Annotated in this window: 15 protein-coding genes; 3 read left to right on the top strand and 12 right to left on the bottom strand. The window is 69.9% G+C overall.

All coding sequences use genetic code 11. The annotated features are described in order from the left end of the window. Positions 1 to 207: 207 nt before the first annotated feature. From bcsA to bcsD, 4 genes are all read right to left on the bottom strand, one after another. Complete coding sequence (gene bcsA, locus AC1DK4_RS23695) at positions 208 to 2,370, bottom strand: UDP-forming cellulose synthase catalytic subunit (RefSeq protein ID WP_441649667.1); 2,163 nt, start codon at positions 2,368 to 2,370, stop codon at positions 208 to 210. 80 nt (positions 2,371 to 2,450) lie between these two features. Continuing rightward, positions 2,451 to 3,224, bottom strand: a complete 774-nt coding sequence (bcsQ, locus tag AC1DK4_RS23690; RefSeq protein WP_441611827.1) for a cellulose biosynthesis protein BcsQ — start codon at positions 3,222 to 3,224, stop codon at positions 2,451 to 2,453. Further along, a complete protein-coding gene (gene bcsP, locus AC1DK4_RS23685; protein ID WP_441611826.1) occupies positions 3,221 to 3,940 on the bottom strand; it encodes a cellulose biosynthesis protein BcsP in 720 nt (239 codons plus the stop codon). The genes bcsQ and bcsP overlap by 4 nt, the downstream gene beginning before the upstream one ends. 73 nt (positions 3,941 to 4,013) lie before the next feature. Then, a complete protein-coding gene (gene bcsD / locus AC1DK4_RS23680) occupies positions 4,014 to 4,469 on the bottom strand; it encodes a cellulose biosynthesis protein BcsD (RefSeq protein ID WP_441611825.1) in 456 nt (151 codons plus the stop codon). Between the two features lie 611 nt (positions 4,470 to 5,080). Here bcsD and AC1DK4_RS23675 point away from each other — a divergent pair. After that, a complete protein-coding gene (locus AC1DK4_RS23675) occupies positions 5,081 to 6,487 on the top strand; it encodes a class II fumarate hydratase (protein WP_441611824.1) in 1,407 nt (468 codons plus the stop codon). 25 nt (positions 6,488 to 6,512) lie between these two features. On the opposite strand, the gene AC1DK4_RS23670 is transcribed toward AC1DK4_RS23675, so the two are convergent. Then, positions 6,513 to 6,803, bottom strand: a complete 291-nt coding sequence (locus AC1DK4_RS23670) for a hypothetical protein (RefSeq protein ID WP_441611823.1) — start codon at positions 6,801 to 6,803, stop codon at positions 6,513 to 6,515. 408 nt (positions 6,804 to 7,211) lie between these two features. After that, a complete protein-coding gene (locus tag AC1DK4_RS23665; protein WP_441611821.1) occupies positions 7,212 to 7,931 on the bottom strand; it encodes an SDR family oxidoreductase in 720 nt (239 codons plus the stop codon). Between the two features lie 285 nt (positions 7,932 to 8,216). Between AC1DK4_RS23665 and AC1DK4_RS23660 the strand changes: the two genes are divergently transcribed. Then, positions 8,217 to 9,152, top strand: a complete 936-nt coding sequence (locus tag AC1DK4_RS23660) for a 2-hydroxyacid dehydrogenase (RefSeq protein WP_441611820.1) — start codon at positions 8,217 to 8,219, stop codon at positions 9,150 to 9,152. A gap of 54 nt (positions 9,153 to 9,206) precedes the next feature. Here the strand turns inward: AC1DK4_RS23660 and AC1DK4_RS23655 are convergent, their stop codons facing one another. The 6 genes from AC1DK4_RS23655 to AC1DK4_RS23630 form a co-directional block, all read right to left on the bottom strand. Then, the gene (locus tag AC1DK4_RS23655) at positions 9,207 to 10,538 is read right to left on the bottom strand and encodes an ATP-binding protein (RefSeq protein ID WP_441611819.1); all 1,332 of its coding nucleotides are present in this window, start codon (positions 10,536 to 10,538) and stop codon (positions 9,207 to 9,209) included. Further along, positions 10,538 to 11,245 (bottom strand): response regulator transcription factor, encoded by a 708-nt coding sequence (locus tag AC1DK4_RS23650; protein WP_477131813.1) that lies wholly within the window; start codon positions 11,243 to 11,245, stop codon positions 10,538 to 10,540. The genes AC1DK4_RS23655 and AC1DK4_RS23650 overlap by 1 nt, the downstream gene beginning before the upstream one ends. Positions 11,246 to 11,258: 13 nt before the next feature. Next, positions 11,259 to 12,263, bottom strand: coding sequence for a glucokinase (glk, locus tag AC1DK4_RS23645; RefSeq protein ID WP_441611818.1), 1,005 nt, complete (start codon positions 12,261 to 12,263; stop codon positions 11,259 to 11,261). A 4-nt stretch (positions 12,264 to 12,267) separates the two neighbouring features. Next, a complete protein-coding gene (gene pgl, locus AC1DK4_RS23640) occupies positions 12,268 to 12,948 on the bottom strand; it encodes a 6-phosphogluconolactonase (protein ID WP_441611817.1) in 681 nt (226 codons plus the stop codon). Positions 12,949 to 13,043: 95 nt separating this feature from the next. Beyond that, positions 13,044 to 14,492 carry a glucose-6-phosphate dehydrogenase gene (gene zwf / locus AC1DK4_RS23635; protein ID WP_441612257.1) on the bottom strand — a complete coding sequence of 483 codons (1,449 nt, stop codon included), beginning with the start codon at positions 14,490 to 14,492 and terminating at the stop codon, positions 13,044 to 13,046. A gap of 112 nt (positions 14,493 to 14,604) precedes the next feature. Then, positions 14,605 to 15,402, bottom strand: a complete 798-nt coding sequence (locus AC1DK4_RS23630) for a PaaX family transcriptional regulator (protein ID WP_441611815.1) — start codon at positions 15,400 to 15,402, stop codon at positions 14,605 to 14,607. 200 nt (positions 15,403 to 15,602) lie between these two features. Between AC1DK4_RS23630 and AC1DK4_RS23625 the strand changes: the two genes are divergently transcribed. Continuing rightward, on the top strand, positions 15,603 to 16,394 hold the full coding sequence (locus AC1DK4_RS23625; protein WP_441611814.1) for a crotonase/enoyl-CoA hydratase family protein: 792 nt from the start codon (positions 15,603 to 15,605) through the stop codon (positions 16,392 to 16,394). Positions 16,395 to 16,456: the final 62 nt, after the last annotated feature.

The raw sequence follows: 16,456 nt of genomic DNA, 5'->3' as shown, positions 1-16,456 counted from the left end.
GCATGGCGGCGCGCTGCGCGCCGGCCGGGTGCGTCGCCAGCATGGCGAAGGCAAACAGGGCGCCCATGCGAGTCAGCGCGGGCAAGCGTACGGGCAGGCGTGGTGTCTTGTTCAAACGCATTCTCTTCTTGTGCCGGTGGTCCGTTGCGTGTTCTGGCCGGCGCCCGCGACAGACGGCGGGCGTGGCGCGTGGCGGCTCAGGCCGTGTCAATGGGTGGAAGCGCCGGGCTCGGGCCGGCGCAGGAGCCGGCGCATCTCGCGGCCCAGGTGGAACATCACGTTGTGGAAGCCGAGCAGGCCGATGCGCAGGATCTGGCCGGCAGCCAGGCCCGGCGCGTCCGGGCGCTTGCGGCCCCAGGAATCGATCCACGCGTCGGCGCGCGCGAAGGTGCACTGCACGAAGGCCATCTCCTCGCGCGGGCTCATCTCGCTGAGCACCAGGCCGGTGTGCGATTCACCCTGGAACACCACCTTGGCCGGGAACATGTGCTCGTCGTCCTGCAGGTACAGCGAGATCTGCACCGGCTCGCCCACGGTGGCCTTCATGCCCGGCGGCAGGCGCATGCCGATGCCGCCTTCGGCGAAATCGATGGTTTCGCACACCACGGCGCGCCCGTCGGCGAAATGCAGCGTGGCCGGCAGCTTCATCGCCACGCGATGCGCCACGCGGATCTGCCGCGTCTCGCTGGCCACCGCGATGGAGGCGCCGAGGATGATGAGGTTGTAGAACGTCCAGATCAGGTTGAGCACCACCGTGGTGGCCTCGAACTGGTTCCACAGGAACAGTCGCAGGAAACCCACCACCACGCCGAGCAGGTTGAACAGCAGCAGCACCAGGTAGGGTCGCGAGATCACCCAGTCGAAGTAGGCTTCCTCGATCACGCCGCCCTTGGGCGTGACGTTGAACTTGCCGGCGGCGGGATTGACGAAGGCCACCAGCACGGGGCGCATGATGTACCACGCCAGCACCGATTCGTAGACCTCGTTCCAGAACGAATGCCGGAACTTGCCCTGGACGCGCGAGTTGGTCATGTTCGCGTGCAGCAGGTGGGGCAGCGCGAAGATGGCGATGGTCAGCGCGGAGGCCTGGATCACGTGCGCGCCGAACAGCAGGTAGGCCAGCGGCGCGGTCAGGAACACCAGCCGTGGCAGCCCGTAGAAGAAGTGCAGCATGGCGTTGAGGTAGCACAGCCGCTGCGGGATCGACAGGCCCGGGCCGAACAGCGGGTTGTCCACCCGGCAGATCTGCGCCATGCCGCGCGCCCAGCGGATGCGCTGGCCGACGTGGCCGGACAGGCTCTCCGTGGCCAGCCCCGCCGCCTGCGGGATGGCCAGGTAGGCGGTGCCGTAGCCCTTGCGGTGCAGCTTGAGCGCGGTGTGCGCGTCCTCGGTCACGGTCTCCACCGCGATGCCGCCSACTTCCAGCAGCGGCGCGCGGCGGATGATGGCGCACGAGCCGCAGAAGAAGGTGGCATCCCACAGGTCGTTGCCGTCCTGCACCAGGCCGTAGAACAGCTCGCCCTCGTTGGGCACTTCCTGGAAGGTGCGCAGGTTCTTCTCGAACGGGTCGGGCGAGAAGAAATAGTGCGGCGTCTGCAGCATGGCCAGCTTGCGGTCCTTGAGGAACCAGCCCATGCAGATCTGCAGGAAGGAGCGGGTGGGAATGTGGTCGCAGTCGAAGATCGCCACGTACTCGCCGTGGGTGTTCTTGAGCGCCTCGTTGATATTGCCGGCCTTGGCGTGGCGGTTGTGGTTGCGGGTCACGTGGGTGACGCCGACCTTGTCGCAGAAGGCGCGGAATTCCTCGCGCCGGCCGTCGTCCAGCACATAGACGTTGATTTTGTCGCGCGGCCAGTCCAGCGACATGGCGGCGAACACGGTCGGCTTGACCACCGACAGTGGCTCGTTATACGTGGGGATGAAGATATCGACGGTGGGCCAGCTCGCGCTGTCCGCGGGCATCGGCACCGGGCGGCGCTGCAGCGGCCAGGCGGTCTGGAAGTAGCCCAGCATCAGCACGATGAAGGCATACAGCTCGGCCGCCACCAGGCCGATGCCGAAGACGGCGTCGACCCAGCCGCCCAGGCCCACGGTCTCGGTCAGGCGCCAGTACATATAGCGGCTGGACGCCGCGATCGACAACACCACCATCATCAGCGTGGCGAGGTGGCCCTTGACGCGGTTGAGCCACACGGCGAGCGCGAAGCACACCGCGGCAAAGCCGACCTGCTGCCAGAAATCGAGCGGTACCGTGATCACCAGCGCGAACATGAACAACGCGAGCACGAGCGCCAGCGCACGCACCGGGGCGCTGTTCCACAGCGGCATCTCCACGAAGGCGTTGCCGAAGCGCTGCAGCGCGGCCGACAGCGCGTTGGGATTGCCGTCGGGCTTGGTCGGGGCCTTGCCGGGGCCGCCTGCGGCGGCGGTCCGGGCTGGTCGGGCTGGCTTCACGCGGCTTCTCCGTATGCGGCCAGGGCCTGGCGCAGCCACGCCGCGCAGCGCTGCAGGTCGTGCGTGGCCTGGCTGTGGGGGTTGTATTCGAGCACGCTGCGGTCATAGGCGAGTGCCTCGGCCACCGCCTGGTCCTGGTGGATCACGCCCAGCACGCGCTCGCCCAGCTGGGCGCGCAGCACCTGCACCACGTCCTTGCCGAGCTGGCGGCTGACGTCGACCTGGTTGATCACCAGCACATGGCCCAGGTAGTCGGGCCGGCCTTCGCAATAGGTGCGGATCAGGTCTTCCATCAGCGGCATGGTGGCGTAGGAGGCGGCGTCCGGCAGCGACACCATCACGCATAGCTGCGCGCACGACAAGGCCTGCCGCATGTAGGGCGACGGCCCCGGCGGCGTATCGATCACCACCACGTCGTCGCGGCCCAGGCCGAGCGCGCCGAGCTGCGTGCGCAGCCAGCCCGGGTGGGTGGCGAGATGGGCCTCGAACGCCGAGCGGTCCGCTTCGTTGAGCGAGCCGAACGGCACTACCAGGGCGCGCGAGCGCCCGCGGTACATGCTCTGCTGCCAGGCTTCGCCGGCCAGCGTGGCGCGCGCGTGCCCGGCGACATCGTGCGGCGGCATGCCGAAATGCAGGCGCAGGGCATTCTGCGGATCGAGGTCGACGGCAAGTACGTTCTCGCCGGCCATGGCCAGCGCTTCGGCAAGGTTGGCCGACAGCGTGGTCTTGCCCACGCCGCCTTTGGCCGAGACAACAGCAATGATTTTCACGAGCGCTTCAGCCGGTCAAGGAATGAGCGGCGCGCGGGTGCGCGCTCGCTGGCGGGGGCCGGCTCCTGGCGGCCCTCGAGCCGCGCGAATACCCGGGACAGTTCCGTGTCCGCGGCAGGCGCGGGCTGGGCTGGCTGCGCCGCCTGGGCGGGCTGTGGCGGCCGGACCGGCTGGGCAGCGGGTGCCCAGAACGGAGCCGGTGACGCCTGTCCGGCATGTGCGGCATGTGCTACATGCGACGCTTGTGCCGCCTCGACGGGCTGCGCGGGTGCGGGCGTTGCCGCCACCGGCGGCGCGTCGGCCGACCACAGCGGCGCCATGCCTTGCGGCGTGCGGAAGCGCGGCTCCATCGCCGCGCCGGGCACCACCGGCGCAGCGGCTTCGGCAGGCGCCGGCGTCACGGGTGCCGCCGGCGCATAGGACTGCGGGCCGGGCGGACTGGCGGGGACCTGGGCGCGTGCCGGTTCGGCGGCGGGCGCGGCCGGCAGCGGGCTGCGCCATAACGGTGCAGCGGACGCGGGGGCGCCCTCCTGTGCCTGCGCGCCGGCCGGCTGGACCGGCGGCACCGCTGCGGCGCGGTCAACGCGCACGGCCGACAGCAGCGGCCAGCGCTCGCGGGCCTGCGTGGCGGCGTCTTCGCGCACGATCTCTTTATAGGTTTCCGTCTTGCCGCCAAAACGCTGGAACAGCTTGGACAAATCGTCTGACTGGCTCATGGTGATTGCTCACGGAAAGGGGTTGCTGGCGCTCGCGGACCGCTCCTGTCTTGCTGGCGCGCGCTGCGTCGCCTCAGCGGCCAAACCGGAATTCCACGCACCCGGTCGCATCCATCGGCGTGCTCTGGCTGACCTTCAGGGTCTCGGAAGACCCGAGCATGCGGAACCAGTGTTGATACGCACCCTCCAGGAACGCCGGCGACCAGCCATCGGCCGACTCGCCCAGCGCCGCCTTCAGCGGGGCGCAGTAATGCCGGATCAGCAGTGCGCCGCCGGCATCCTCGATGCTGGTCCAGCCCCAGTCCACGTCCAGCCAGATCTGGGCGATGGCCCGCTCGAGCTCCGCCAGCGTGGCGCAGGTGCCGGGATCGAAACGCTGGGCAAAACGCACGCCGACGCGCCACATCACCGCACGCAGGCTGGCGAGGTCCATGACCTCCCCCAGTTCTTCGGCGAGCGCCGACAATACGTCGCGCCACTGCGACGAACAGTGGCGCTCGCTGAGATATTGCAGAATTGCCTGATTCACCCCGGGTGTCCTGTTTGAAAATCGTATGCCGATATTTTTTATTGTGGGGCTTATTTTCTGTCGAACCCGGTGCGGTCGGCAAATGCTTTGCGCGCAACAATACCTCGCCGGCAGGCCATGTTTCATCCCCGCAACAATCTGACATTGTTGCCCTTGCGCGCTAAGGCGGGAGAGGCACTTCGGCCTGGCCGGCACCCGTGAAGCCACACGCGGTGCCCGTTTAGCGAGCCTGACAGTTTCCGCGCGGTGTGGGAAGCCTCCCCCTGCGGAAGCGGGGAAAGCGTGGCCGGGCGCACCCCGCAGCCGCCGGCCGGCCGCGCCGCAATATGGCAATGATTTTCCCGTGCCGCCACGCCGCTTGGCGCTGGTGTGGATTGCAATTGCCCGCATGCAGTGACGCTGCATATAAACCGGGCATGTAATTTTTTCCATCCGGCTGAATATGGCCGGTAAAAATAATTAAGGCCGGCCAGGCCGGCATCGCCTGCGCACCGGGCCGCGCCGCTCGCGCCGGGAGCCTATTCTAAAGGCCTGCGGCCGCCTTGCGGGTTGCCATGCCAGCGTCCCCGCCCATCCCTTGCAGCACCCCATCCACCGGCCAGGAGAATGCGATGACCGAGCGCAAGCAAGCCGCCACCCGGATCGAGAAGGACAGCCTTGGCGACGTGCCGGTGCCGGCCGGGCACCTGTGGGGCGCGCAGACCGAGCGTGCGCGCCAGAACTTCCGCATCGGCACCGAGAAGATGCCGCCGGGGCTGATCGAAGCCTTCGCCATCCTCAAGCTGTGCGCGGCGCGCGCCAACCGCGTGCTGGGCGTGCTCAAGCCCGAACTGGGCGACGCCATCGAGCAGGCCGCGCAGGAAATCATCGCCGGCAAGTGGCCGGAAGAATTCCCGCTCTCGGTCTGGCAGACCGGCTCGGGCACGCAGACCAATATGAACCTGAACGAGGTCATCGCCAACCGCGCGATTCAGCAGCTGGGGGGCGAGCCGGGCTCGAAGAAGCCCGTGCATCCCAATGACCACGTCAACGCCAGCCAGTCGTCCAACGACAGCTTCCCCACGGCGATGCACATCGCCGCCACGCGCGCGATCCGGCTGGAACTGCTCCCGGCGCTGGAGACCCTGCAGCAGACCTTCGGGCGCAAGGTGGCTGCCTTTGCCGACATCGTGAAGGTGGGCCGCACGCATTTGCAGGATGCCGTGCCGCTCACGCTCGGCCAGGAATTCTCCGGCTACGAAGCCCAGGTGGCCGATGCCCAGTCGCGCCTGCAGCAGGCCATGCTGCGTGCCATGCCGGTGCCCCAGGGCGGCACCGCGGTGGGCACGGGGCTGAACGCACCGCACGGCTTTGCCGCCGCCTTCGCGCGCGCGCTGGCCGACTACACCGGCCTGCCCTTCGAGCCCGCACCCAACCGCTATGCGCTGCAGGCCTCGCACGATGCGCTGGCCGATCTCTCGGGCGCGCTGAACACCACCGCTTCGTCCTTCCTCAAGATCGCGCGCGACTTCATGCTGCTGGGTTCCGGCCCGCGCGCCGGCTTTGCCGAGCTGGCGCTGCCGGCCAACGAACCCGGCTCCTCGATCATGCCGGGCAAGGTCAATCCCACCCAGGCCGAAGCGCTGGCCATGGTGTGCTGCCGGGTGATCGGCAACCACACCACCATCACCCTGGCCAACGCACTGGGCACGCTCGAACTGAATGCCTACAAGCCCGTGATCATCTACAGCCTGCTGCAATCGGTGACGCTGCTGGCCGGCGCGGCGGCAAGCTTTGCCGAGCACATGGTGGAAGGCGTGGAGGCGGACCGCGAACGGATTGCCGACCTGCTGGCTCGCTCGCTGATGCCGGTCACAGCGCTCAACCCGCATATCGGCTACGACCGCGCGGCCGAGATCGCCAGGCTGGCGGTCAGGAAGAACCTGTCGCTGCGCGAGGCAGCGCTGGCTTCCGGCCATGTCACCGCAGCCCAGTTCGACGAGTGGATCGACCTGAAGGGAATGACGAAGGAGATCTGAGGCCGGGCGCGGCACAGGCGCGGGACTAGCCCCGCTCCTGCCCCAGCTCGCACAGCGCGCAGCCCGCCACGGCCGCTCCGCAGACGAAAACCAGCGACACCAGGATCTCGAGGGCGTCGATAAAGCCGACGCTGCCCGGTGCCGCCGCCAGGATCAGGGACCAGCAGACCCAGGCGATCCAGCCCAGCGCCGCCACGGCGCTGCACACGGCCAGCGCCGTGCAGGCGCGGTGCACCGGGCGCCGCCATGCGAGCGGTGCCCGGCCGGGTTTGCGATGGGTCCGGGTTTCATGCTTGGGCGAGACGGTGTGCATCATGTCTCCCATCCGGATTGCTTGCTGCCAGGGCCGCGGGCGACGCCAGGGTCGCCAGGCTCATCTTCGACCGGGCCGCAAAGAAAAAACCCCGCGCGACGGGTGGCACGCGGGGCTGTCAGGGCACATTGGCTGTTACGCCACGGTACTGCCTGGGAGGAAGTATGGTGCGGCGAAAGCGTGCCCGCTATCGGTGAATGTCTGACAAACGAGCCGGCCAGCCGCCGGTCCCGGCAACCAGAGCGTACCCGTTTCTGCGGAGCAATCCTGCCCGGTGGCAGCGCCGGCGGCCGTGCCGCTTTCTGGTCGCCTTGCGGCGCTCGCCGGACGGTTTCGCGTCCGGATGCGGGGCGCTCTGCAGCGCTCCCGGCCCCGCGCTTGCGCCAAAGCGTACCCGTTTCTGCGTGGGTCTCAGCCGATGGCCCCGCCGCCGTCGACCAGCACCGTCGAGCCGGTAGCGTAACCCGTGCCGGCCAGGTAGATGATGGCGTTGGCCACGTCTTCCGGCCGGCCGACGCGTTGCGCCGGCAGGCGCTCGCCTGCGCTCTTGTACATCGCCTCGCGCGCGGCCGCATCGAGCTTGTCCCACAGCGGCGTGGCGATCAGCCCCGGCGACACGGTATTGACCCGCACCGGCGACAGCTCCACTGCCAGCCCGCGGCCCAGCGATTCCAGCGCGGCGTTGATGGCGCCCTGCAGTACCGAGGACTTGCTTGGCCGCACCGACAGGAAGCCGGACACCAGCGTCAGCGAGCCGCCCGGCCTCACGGGCACCAGCCGCGCCACGCGGTAGGCACCCCAGAACTTGCTGTTCATGGCGGCATAGGCGTCGCCCAGCGGCAACTGGCGCACCCCGCCGGTGGGCGTCTGCGCGGCCGAGATCACCACGTGGTCCCAGGCCTCGGCGCCACGCATGAACTGCTCGACGCTGGCATCGTCGGTGATGTCGATCACGGCACCCGATACCCTGCCGGCGCCGATCCCGCGCGCGGCCGCATCGACCTTTTCCTTCGAGCGCGACGCGATGGTCACACGCGCGCCGTGGGCGGCGAAGGCGCTGGCTGCGGCCAGGCCGATGCCGGAACTGCCGCCAACCACCAGCACCCTGGCGTCTTTGAATTCGGGAAACATGGCAATGGCTCCTTGAAAGCACGGTATTGGGGGAAACGAGCCGACTCGCGTACGGCCCAATGCATGCCAGGCAGTATGGCCACTGGCGGGCGTTCGATCATCCACCCTGCATTGGAAGCAATCTTGGCGGGAATTTGATAATAGGCGGCATGGCAACGAAGGCGAGCCTGCCGCCAGCAGGCCCGCGACAGCGCCGCTACAATGCTGCAGTGCACCCCGGCGCCGCCCGGGAGGCCTCTCACGCATCGCACCAACAGCCCAAGACCCGTTCCCATCCGTTCCCTCATGAAGCCCCTCCTGCTGGTTCTCAGCCACCTCAGCGCCAAACACCTCGACTGGATCGCCGAACAATACGAAGTGCGCTACGCACCCGACGACGCCACGCGCGCCGTGCAGATCCAGGAGGCGGGGGCGCGCGTGCGCGCCGTGCTGACCATCGGCTCGGTGGGGCTGACCACGGCGGAAATCGACGCCATGCCGGCGCTGGAGCTGGTGTGCGCGCTGGGCGCGGGCTACGAGAACATCGCCGTGGCGCACGCACGCGCGCGCGGCATCACCGTGGCCAACGGCGCCGGCACCAACGACAGTTGCGTGGCGGACCATGCGATGGCGCTGCTGCTGGCCACCGTGCGAGCGATCCCGGCGCTGGACCAGGCCACGCGCGCCGGCCGGTGGCGCACCGCGCTGCCGTTGCGACCCAATGTGTCGGGCAAGCGCCTTGGCATCCTCGGCCTGGGCACCATCGGCCGGCGCATCGCGCAGCGCGGCCTGGGCTTCGACCTGGAAGTGGGCTACCACAACCGTTCGCCGCGCGATGACGTGCCTTACCGCTATTTCGGTGATGTCGGCGCGCTGGCGCAATGGGCCGACTACCTCGTGATCGCCACGCCCGGCGGCGGGCAAACCCGCCACCTGGTCGATGCCGGGGTGCTGGCCCGGCTCGGGCCGCAAGGCTTCGTGGTCAATATCGCGCGCGGCAGCGTGCTCGACACTGCCGCGCTGGCCGCCGCGCTGCGCGCCGGCGAGCTGGGCGGGGCCGGGCTGGATGTCTACGAGACCGAACCCGAGCCGCCCACCGAACTGTTCGACTGCCCGAACGTAGTCCTGACCCCACACGTGGCCGGCTGGTCGCCGGAAGCCATCGACGCGTCGGTTCGGCAGTTCGTGGAGAACAGCCGCCGCCACTTCGCCGGCGAGGCGGTGCTCACGCCGGTAGCCTGAAGCCTGCGGCCTGCGGCCGGAAGCCGGAAGCCTGAAGCGCGGTGCCGCCGTGCCTCAGGCAGCGGGAAAGGCGACGCGCACGCGCAGGCCCGGCGCCGCGTCTTCCAGCGCCACGCGCGCACCGTGCGACTGCGCGATCTCGGCCACGATGGCCAGGCCCAGCCCGCTGCCGCCGGTGGGCGCCTCCGGCACGCGGTAGAAACGGTCGAACACGCGCGCGCGTTCGTCGGCCGCAATACCCGGCCCGTCGTCGCGCACCACCAGTTCCGCGGCGCCGCTGCCGTCGGCCGCGACCTGCACGTCCACCCGGCCTCCTGCCGGCACGTAGCGCAGCGCGTTGTCCACCAGGTTGGTCAGCAAGATGCGCAGCGCGTCCGGGTCGCCACGCACGAGGAGCGGCTGCGCGCCGCCACTGGCGTCGAGGCCGAGGTCGATCCGGCGATCGAGCGCGGCCTGCGTCATCTCGGCCACCACGCTCTGCGCCAGCGCGCGCAGGTCGACCGGCTCATGCGGCGGCGTCGCGGCGCCCGGCTCCTGCCGCGCCAGCGTCAGCAGCTGCGCCACCAGGTGCGTAAGCCGCTCCAGCCCCTGGCGCAGTTTGCCCACGGCCTCGCGGCGCGCCTCGGCGGTGTCGGCGCGCTCTACCAGCTGCGCCTGCAGTTGCAGCGCCGCGAGCGGCGTGCGCAGCGCATGCGCCGCGTCCGCCACGAAGGCGCGCTGGGTGTCGAGCGCATGGGACAGGCGCGCCAGCAGCTGGTTGAGCGCTTCGGTGAGCGGCGCGATCTCGTCGGGCATGCGGCTCACGGCCAGCGGCGAGAGCGCATTGGCGTCGCGCTGGCGCACCCCGGCGGCGATCTCGCGCAATGGCCGCAGGCCGCGCCCCACCGCCACCCACACCAGCCAGCCGAGCAGCGGCAGCAACAGCAGCAGCGGCGTCACCGTACGCAGCGCCATGCGCGCGGCCACGTCGCTGCGCGCCGACATGGGCTGAGCGATCTGCACCACGGCTGGCCCGAGCTGCACGCTGTAGATGCGCCACTCGCCTTCGTCCGTCCTGACATTGGAGAAGCCCAGCTCGGCGCGCTGCGGCAGCTCCGGATGCGCATGCGAGAGATAGAGGCTGCGGCCCGAGCCGTCCCAGATGTGGATCACCACGTCCTCGTCGGCATGGAACAGGCTGCCGCCCGGCTCGGGCTGCGCGAACGAGGGCATCACCGGATCGGCGAACTGGCTGGGCAATGCCGCCGCTACCTGCTTCATCTGGTAGTCGAACAGCGCATTAGCCTCCTGGCGCGCCTGGCCATAGATCAGCGCGGTGGCGACGGCGATGCCCAGCACCAGGCCGAGCGCCAGCCACCACAGCAGGGTCTTCTGGATCGAGCGCATCAGGCCGCGCCCCCGGGCGCGCCGGCCTCGGGCTTGGGCACCACGTAGCCCACGCCGCGGATATTGCGGATCAGCGCCGCGCCGAACTTCTTGCGCAGCGCGTGGATGTAGACCTCCACGGTGTTGCTGCCCACTTCGTCCCCCCAGCCATACAGGCGCTCCTCGAGCTGCGCCACCGACCACACCTTGCCGGGCCGCGCCAGCAGCGCGGACAGCAGGCCGAACTCGCGCGCCGACAGCTTGACCCGCTCGCCGGCGAGCGTGACTTCGCGCGTCACCGGATTGATGACGATGTCGCCATGGCGCAGCAGCGGCTCGGCCCGCCCCTGCGCGCGGCGTGCCAGCGCGTGCATGCGCGCGGCCAGCTCCTGCAGGTCGAAGGGCTTGACGAGGTAGTCATCGGCACCGGCGTTGAGGCCGGCCACGCGGTCGGCCACGGCGTCGCGCGCGGTCAGGATCAGCACCGGCGTGGCCACGCCGCGCGCGCGCAGCGCGGCCAGCACCTCCAGCCCGGAGCGCCGCGGCAGGCCAAGGTCAAGCAGGATCAGCGCATAGCAGTCCTCGCTGTCCGGGCCGCCCTGCCGGGTGGCCGCGGCCAGGCCCGCCTCGCCGTCCTGCACCCAGTCCACCGCAAAGCCTTCCTGGCGCAGCGCCACTCTCACGCTSTCGCCGATCATGGCRTCGTCTTCCACCAGCAATACGCGCATGGTCAGGTCCGCATCAGGCTGGATCGGCGCGCTTGCCGTGCCGGCCGTGCGCCAGCGCATCGGCCAGCGCCTGCGCCAGGCCCGGCAGCGAGGGGAATTGGGCGGTGATCACGTATACCGGCAGGCTTTCCAGATAGGCGCCCATGCGGCCCTTGGCGACAAAGCGCGCACCGAAGGCCGACTCGCGCAGCACCGGCACGAAGCGCGGCACGATGCCGCCGCCGATGTATACGCCGCCGCGCGCGCCCAGCACCAGTGCGATGTCGGCCGCCACCGAGCCCAGCAAGCCGCAGAACACGCCAAGCGCGCGCCGGCAGACGGGGTCGGCCTGGCCGATCGCACCCTCCGTGACCTCGGCCGGATCGAGCGGGCGTGCCAGGGGCGTACCCATTTCTGCGTGCAGCGCGGCGTGTGTCAGGGACAGGCCCCTGCCCGACAAAAGGCGCTCCGCGGACACGCGGCCAAAGGCGGCGTGGGCCGCGCGCCAGGCGATCCATTCGTCGTCGGTGTCGGGCATCAGTTCGATATGGCCGCCCTCCCCGGCCAGCGCCACCGCGGGGCCGGCGCTTGCCGGCACCAGGGCCGAGACGCCGAGCCCCGTGCCGGGGCCGACCAGCGCCAGCGGCGCATGGAGCGTCGGGCTGCCGTCGCGCACCTGCGCCAGGTCGTGCGGGCCGAGGTGCGGCAGGCCGAGCGCCAGCGCGGTGAAATCGTTGATGGCGACGAGCAGGTCCAGGCCAAGCGCGCGCTGCATCTCCGAGATCGAGAAGGCCCAGGCATGGTTGGTCAGCTTGACCCGGTCGCCGGTCACCGGGTTGGCCAGGCCGACGGCGGCGTAGCGCGGGCGCCCGCTGCCGGCCGGCAGGCCTTCCAGGTAATGCCGCATGGCCGCTTCCAGCGAGTTGAAATCGGCCACCTTGAGTGCAGTCACCGGACCGATGCGCTGCGGCGCGGTCTCCAGCGCGAAGCGCACATTGGTGCCGCCGACATCGCCGAGCAGGCGCGGGTAGTTTTGCATGGTCTCAGGCAGAAAAAACGTCGGTGCCGTGCCGGTGCCGGCTCATCACCAGGCTGACCGGCAGTGCCGGGGTCGGGGCCTGGCAGGCACGCGCGAACACGGCCGCCTTGGCCGGTCCCGCGATCGAAAGGAAGACGCGCCCGGCCGCCAGCAGTGCCGCCAGGTTGAGCGTGATGCGCGCATGGGGCGCCTCGCGCGGATGGGTGACCAGGTAGCCGGGATGCGTGTCCGACAGGGCATGCTCCAGCTCGGGAGCCTCCGGGAACAGCGATGCGGTGTGGCCGTCCTCGCCCATGCCCAGCACCACCACGTCGGGCTGGTGCCAGGCCGCATTGAGGCGCGCCACCGCGCTGGCGGGATCGGCCGCTTCCGCGTCATTGGCCACCAGCGGCACGAAGGCGGCCTTGGCGGCGGCCTCGCGCAGCAGGTGGCGGCGCACCAGCACGCCATTGCTGTCCGCATGGTCCGGCGGCACCGCGCGTTCGTCGACCAGCGTGATGGTGACCGCCTCCCAGCGGATGGTGCGGTAGCGCAGCCGCTCGAAGAATGCCACCGGCGAGCGGCCTCCCGAGACGGCCAGCACGGCCCACCCGTTGACGCCGATGGCCAGTTCCAGCGCATGGGCCACCGAGATTGCCAGCGCTTCGGCCAGGTCCATCTCGGAGGTATGTTCGAAGCGTCGCATGCCGGTCTCCCGTGGTTTGGTTTGTCCGCTGCCTATGGCCTATGGCCTGTGGCCTATGGCCTATGGCCTGTGGCGCGTTGCGCATGGCGCCCGGCTCATACCTCTTCGTGCCAGAGCGAGCCGTCCCGCGACATCAGCGCCGACGATGCGGCCGGCCCCCAGGTACCCGCGGTATACGGCTTGGGCGGCACCGTGCTCTGCTGCCAGGTATCGAGGATGGGCTCGACCCAGCGCCAGGCCTGCGCCTGCTCGTCGCGCCGCACGAACAGGCCCAGCCGGCCGCGGATGACATCGAGCAGCAGGCGTTCGTAGGCGCCGGCACGGCGCACCTTGAAGGAGTTGGCGAAATCCAGGTCGAGCGAGGTGGGCGTGAGCGCCACGGTATCGCCGGGCTGCTTGACCAGGAAGTACAGGCGGATGCTCTCCTCGGGCTGCAGCCGGATCACCAGCCGGTTCTGCGGCGACAGCGTGAGCGGGCGCGGGAAGATCGCATGCGGCACATCGCGGAAGTGGATCACGATCTCCGCCACGCGCGACTGCATGCGCTTGCCGGTGCGCAGGTAGAACGGCACGCCGGCCCAGCGCCAGTTGGCGATCTCCGCCTTGATGGCGACGAAGGTCTCGGTGCGGCTGTCCGGCGCGATGCCTTTTTCATCCAGGTAGCCCGGCACCGGCTTGCCGCCCGCGGCGCCAGCGCGGTACTGGCCACGCACGGTCTTCTCGGACACGTCCTGCGGCAGGATGGGCCTGAGCGCCTTGAGGATCTTGATCTTCTCGTCGCGGATGCTGTCCTCGGACAGGCTGGTGGGCGGCTCCATGGCCACCATGCACAGCAGCTGCAGCAGGTGGTTCTGCACCATGTCGCGCAAGGCGCCGGTGTTGTCGTAGAAATCGCCGCGCGTCTCCACGCCAAGCTCCTCGGCGATGGTGATCTGCACGTCCTGCACCCATTCGCGGCGCCACAGCGGCTCGAACAGCGCGTTACCGAAGCGGATCGCCATCAGGTTCTGCACCGACTCCTTGCCGAGGTAGTGGTCGATCCGGTAGATCTGGTCTTCGGCGAAATACTGCGCCACCGCCGAGTTGATGGCGTCGGACGATTGCAGGTCATGCCCCAGCGGCTTCTCCAGCACGATGCGGACATTGGGGTGGTTGAGCCCCGTTCGCGCCAGTTGCTCGCAGATCGGCACGAAGATATGGGGACCGGTGGCCAGGTAGCAGACCACCACCTCGGGGGCGCGCTGCAGGACCATGCGCGCCAGCGCGTCGAAGTGTGCCGGCTCGCGCGCGTCGGCCTGCACGTAGGTGATGCGGGCCAGGAAGGCGTTCCAGGCTTCCGGCGGCGCGTGCTCGAGCCCCGGGCGCACGCTCTGCTCCAGCGAGCCGATGTAGTCCGCGGTGGTCAGCGGGTGGCTGCCCGTGGCGAGGATCCGGGCAGCGGGATGCAGCAGCCCCGCGCGGTGCGCATCGAACAGCGCGGGCAGCAGCTTGCGCCGCGCCAGGTCCCCGGTGCCGCCGAACAGCACCATGTCGAAATCGGGCATGCTCACCCTGTACTCCTTGTCGTGGCCAGCGTGGATGCGTCACCTTGGTCAGTGACACGATGCATCGCATCAGTTCCGGCAAGTTTAAGTGAGTCGCCGCCACTTGGCGAGGCTAGGCGCCGAGCAGCTCCACCCACAGCGCCCTGGCGTGGAGCTGGTAGGCGCGGGTGGCTTCGATCAGGTCGCGGCGCGGCGCCGGGTCCATGATGGCCTCGGGCAGCAGCGGATCGCGCACGATGGCACGGATGATGGCACGGCCCACCAGCATGCTTTCGCGCGCGCTGGCGTCGGGCTCCATGCGCGCGAGCTTGGCGCGGCTGCGCTCGAGCTGGGCGAGCGCGCGGCGGTAGGCCGCCTGCAGCGCCGGCACGTCCCACAACTGCAGCATGCGAGCGGTGGCGTCCTCGTCGAACTCGCGGCCCACGAACAGCAGGCTGGCGCTGGCCATGCCCAGCCTGCCCAGCGCCGCGCGCATCGCCGGGGCGCCACCGGCAAGGTTGTCCGGCCGCACATTGATGGCCGCCGCCAGGGACCGGAAGCCGCACAGCGCCAGCGCGCGCGCATGGTGGCGCCAGGCGGTCTTCTCGGCGCGCGCCACCGCGGCATCCTGCACCACCAGCCAGCCGCCGTTCCATTGCTCGAGCCGGCTCTCCTTCTCGAACCAGTTCTCGACTTCGTCGTAGACGGGGTTGCCCTCCGGCAGCACCGCGTAGCAGCCGCGCTCAGTCTTGACGATGCGGCCCTGGTGCTGCAGCCGCGTCAGCGCCACCCGCACGCTGGGCGTGCCGATGCCCATCACCTCGGCGCCGCGCGCCAGCGCGTGTACCGGCAAGGTGCGCTCCGGGTGGCCAAACAGCAGGTCGAGGACCAGGTCGGTGGCCGAAGGCTCGCGGATCTCTATTTCATGCATGGATGGGGGCGTGGGACAAATGGAAAGAGTGGGACGAGTGGGACGAATGAGGCGAGCGAACGGCCGGGGGTATACGATGAATATTTCTACACATGACATATATATATCATTTGCTGAAACATTTCGGCATCTGGACAAACACCTAAGCCGCCACTCTGACACATCTTCCGCCAACCGCACCTCACTGCCCAAGGACGCGCATGGATAGTACGCCCAACCCCTATGTCAGGACCGAGACCGACGGCCCGGTCTTCACCATCATTCTGGACCGCGCCGGCAAGCGCAACGCCGTGGACGGCCCCATGGCGCTGGCCCTGCGCGCGGCCTTCACGCAATTCGAGGCCGACCCGGCGCTGCGCGTGGCGGTGCTGTGGGGCGCCGGCGGGCATTTCTGCGGCGGCGCGGACCTGAGCGCGGTCGGCGATCCGGCGCGCCGCCACGAACTGGATCCGCAGGGCGGCGGCGCGGGGCCGATGGGTCCGAGCCGGATGGCCCTGTCCAAGCCGCTGATCGCCGCGGTCAGTGGCTACGCGGTGGCGGGCGGGCTGGAGCTGGCGCTGCTGGCGGACCTGCGCGTGGCCGAGCGCGACGCCGTATTCGGCGTGTTCTGCCGGCGCTGGGGCGTGCCGCTGATCGACGGCGGCACGGTGCGCCTGCCGCGCATCGTCGGCATGGGACGGGCGCTCGACATGATCCTCACCGGGCGCGCGGTGCCGGCCGACGAGGCGCTCGGCATGGGCCTGGCCAACCGCGTGGTGGAGACAGGCCAGGCGCGCGCCGCCGCCGAGGCGCTGGCACACGAGCTGGCAGCCTTCCCGCAGCGCTGCATGCTGACCGACCGCGCCTCCGCACTCAGCCAATGGGAGCTGCCGCTGGCCGACGCGCTGCGCGCCGAAGGGGCCAACGGCACGCCGATCGTGTTCGAGGAAGGTATACCCGGCGCCGCGCGCTTCGTCGGGGGCGCCGGACGGCACGGCAAGTTCGCGGGCTAGACGCGCGCGGCGCCCGCGCGAAAGCCCGGGCGTACCCGTTTCTGCGCAAAAAGATCCATGAA

The sequence above is a fragment of the Cupriavidus sp. 05N38 genome, assembly GCF_056397345.1.
Note: the sequence above shows the minus strand (reverse complement) of the source record. Positions and strands in the feature narration are given on the sequence as shown.

Coding starts and splice junctions, on each gene's coding strand:
- pgl (WP_441611817.1), bottom strand. CDS start 12,948: ATGCGACGCTTCGAACATACCTCCGAGATGGACCTGGCCGAAGCGCTG.
- AC1DK4_RS23625 (WP_441611814.1), top strand. CDS start 15,603: ATGGATAGTACGCCCAACCCCTATGTCAGGACCGAGACCGACGGCCCG.
- AC1DK4_RS23670 (WP_441611823.1), bottom strand. CDS start 6,803: ATGATGCACACCGTCTCGCCCAAGCATGAAACCCGGACCCATCGCAAA.
- glk (WP_441611818.1), bottom strand. CDS start 12,263: ATGCAAAACTACCCGCGCCTGCTCGGCGATGTCGGCGGCACCAATGTG.
- AC1DK4_RS23675 (WP_441611824.1), top strand. CDS start 5,081: ATGACCGAGCGCAAGCAAGCCGCCACCCGGATCGAGAAGGACAGCCTT.
- AC1DK4_RS23665 (WP_441611821.1), bottom strand. CDS start 7,931: ATGTTTCCCGAATTCAAAGACGCCAGGGTGCTGGTGGTTGGCGGCAGT.
- zwf (WP_441612257.1), bottom strand. CDS start 14,492: ATGCCCGATTTCGACATGGTGCTGTTCGGCGGCACCGGGGACCTGGCG.
- AC1DK4_RS23660 (WP_441611820.1), top strand. CDS start 8,217: ATGAAGCCCCTCCTGCTGGTTCTCAGCCACCTCAGCGCCAAACACCTC.
- AC1DK4_RS23630 (WP_441611815.1), bottom strand. CDS start 15,402: ATGCATGAAATAGAGATCCGCGAGCCTTCGGCCACCGACCTGGTCCTC.
- bcsP (WP_441611826.1), bottom strand. CDS start 3,940: ATGAGCCAGTCAGACGATTTGTCCAAGCTGTTCCAGCGTTTTGGCGGC.
- AC1DK4_RS23655 (WP_441611819.1), bottom strand. CDS start 10,538: ATGCGCTCGATCCAGAAGACCCTGCTGTGGTGGCTGGCGCTCGGCCTG.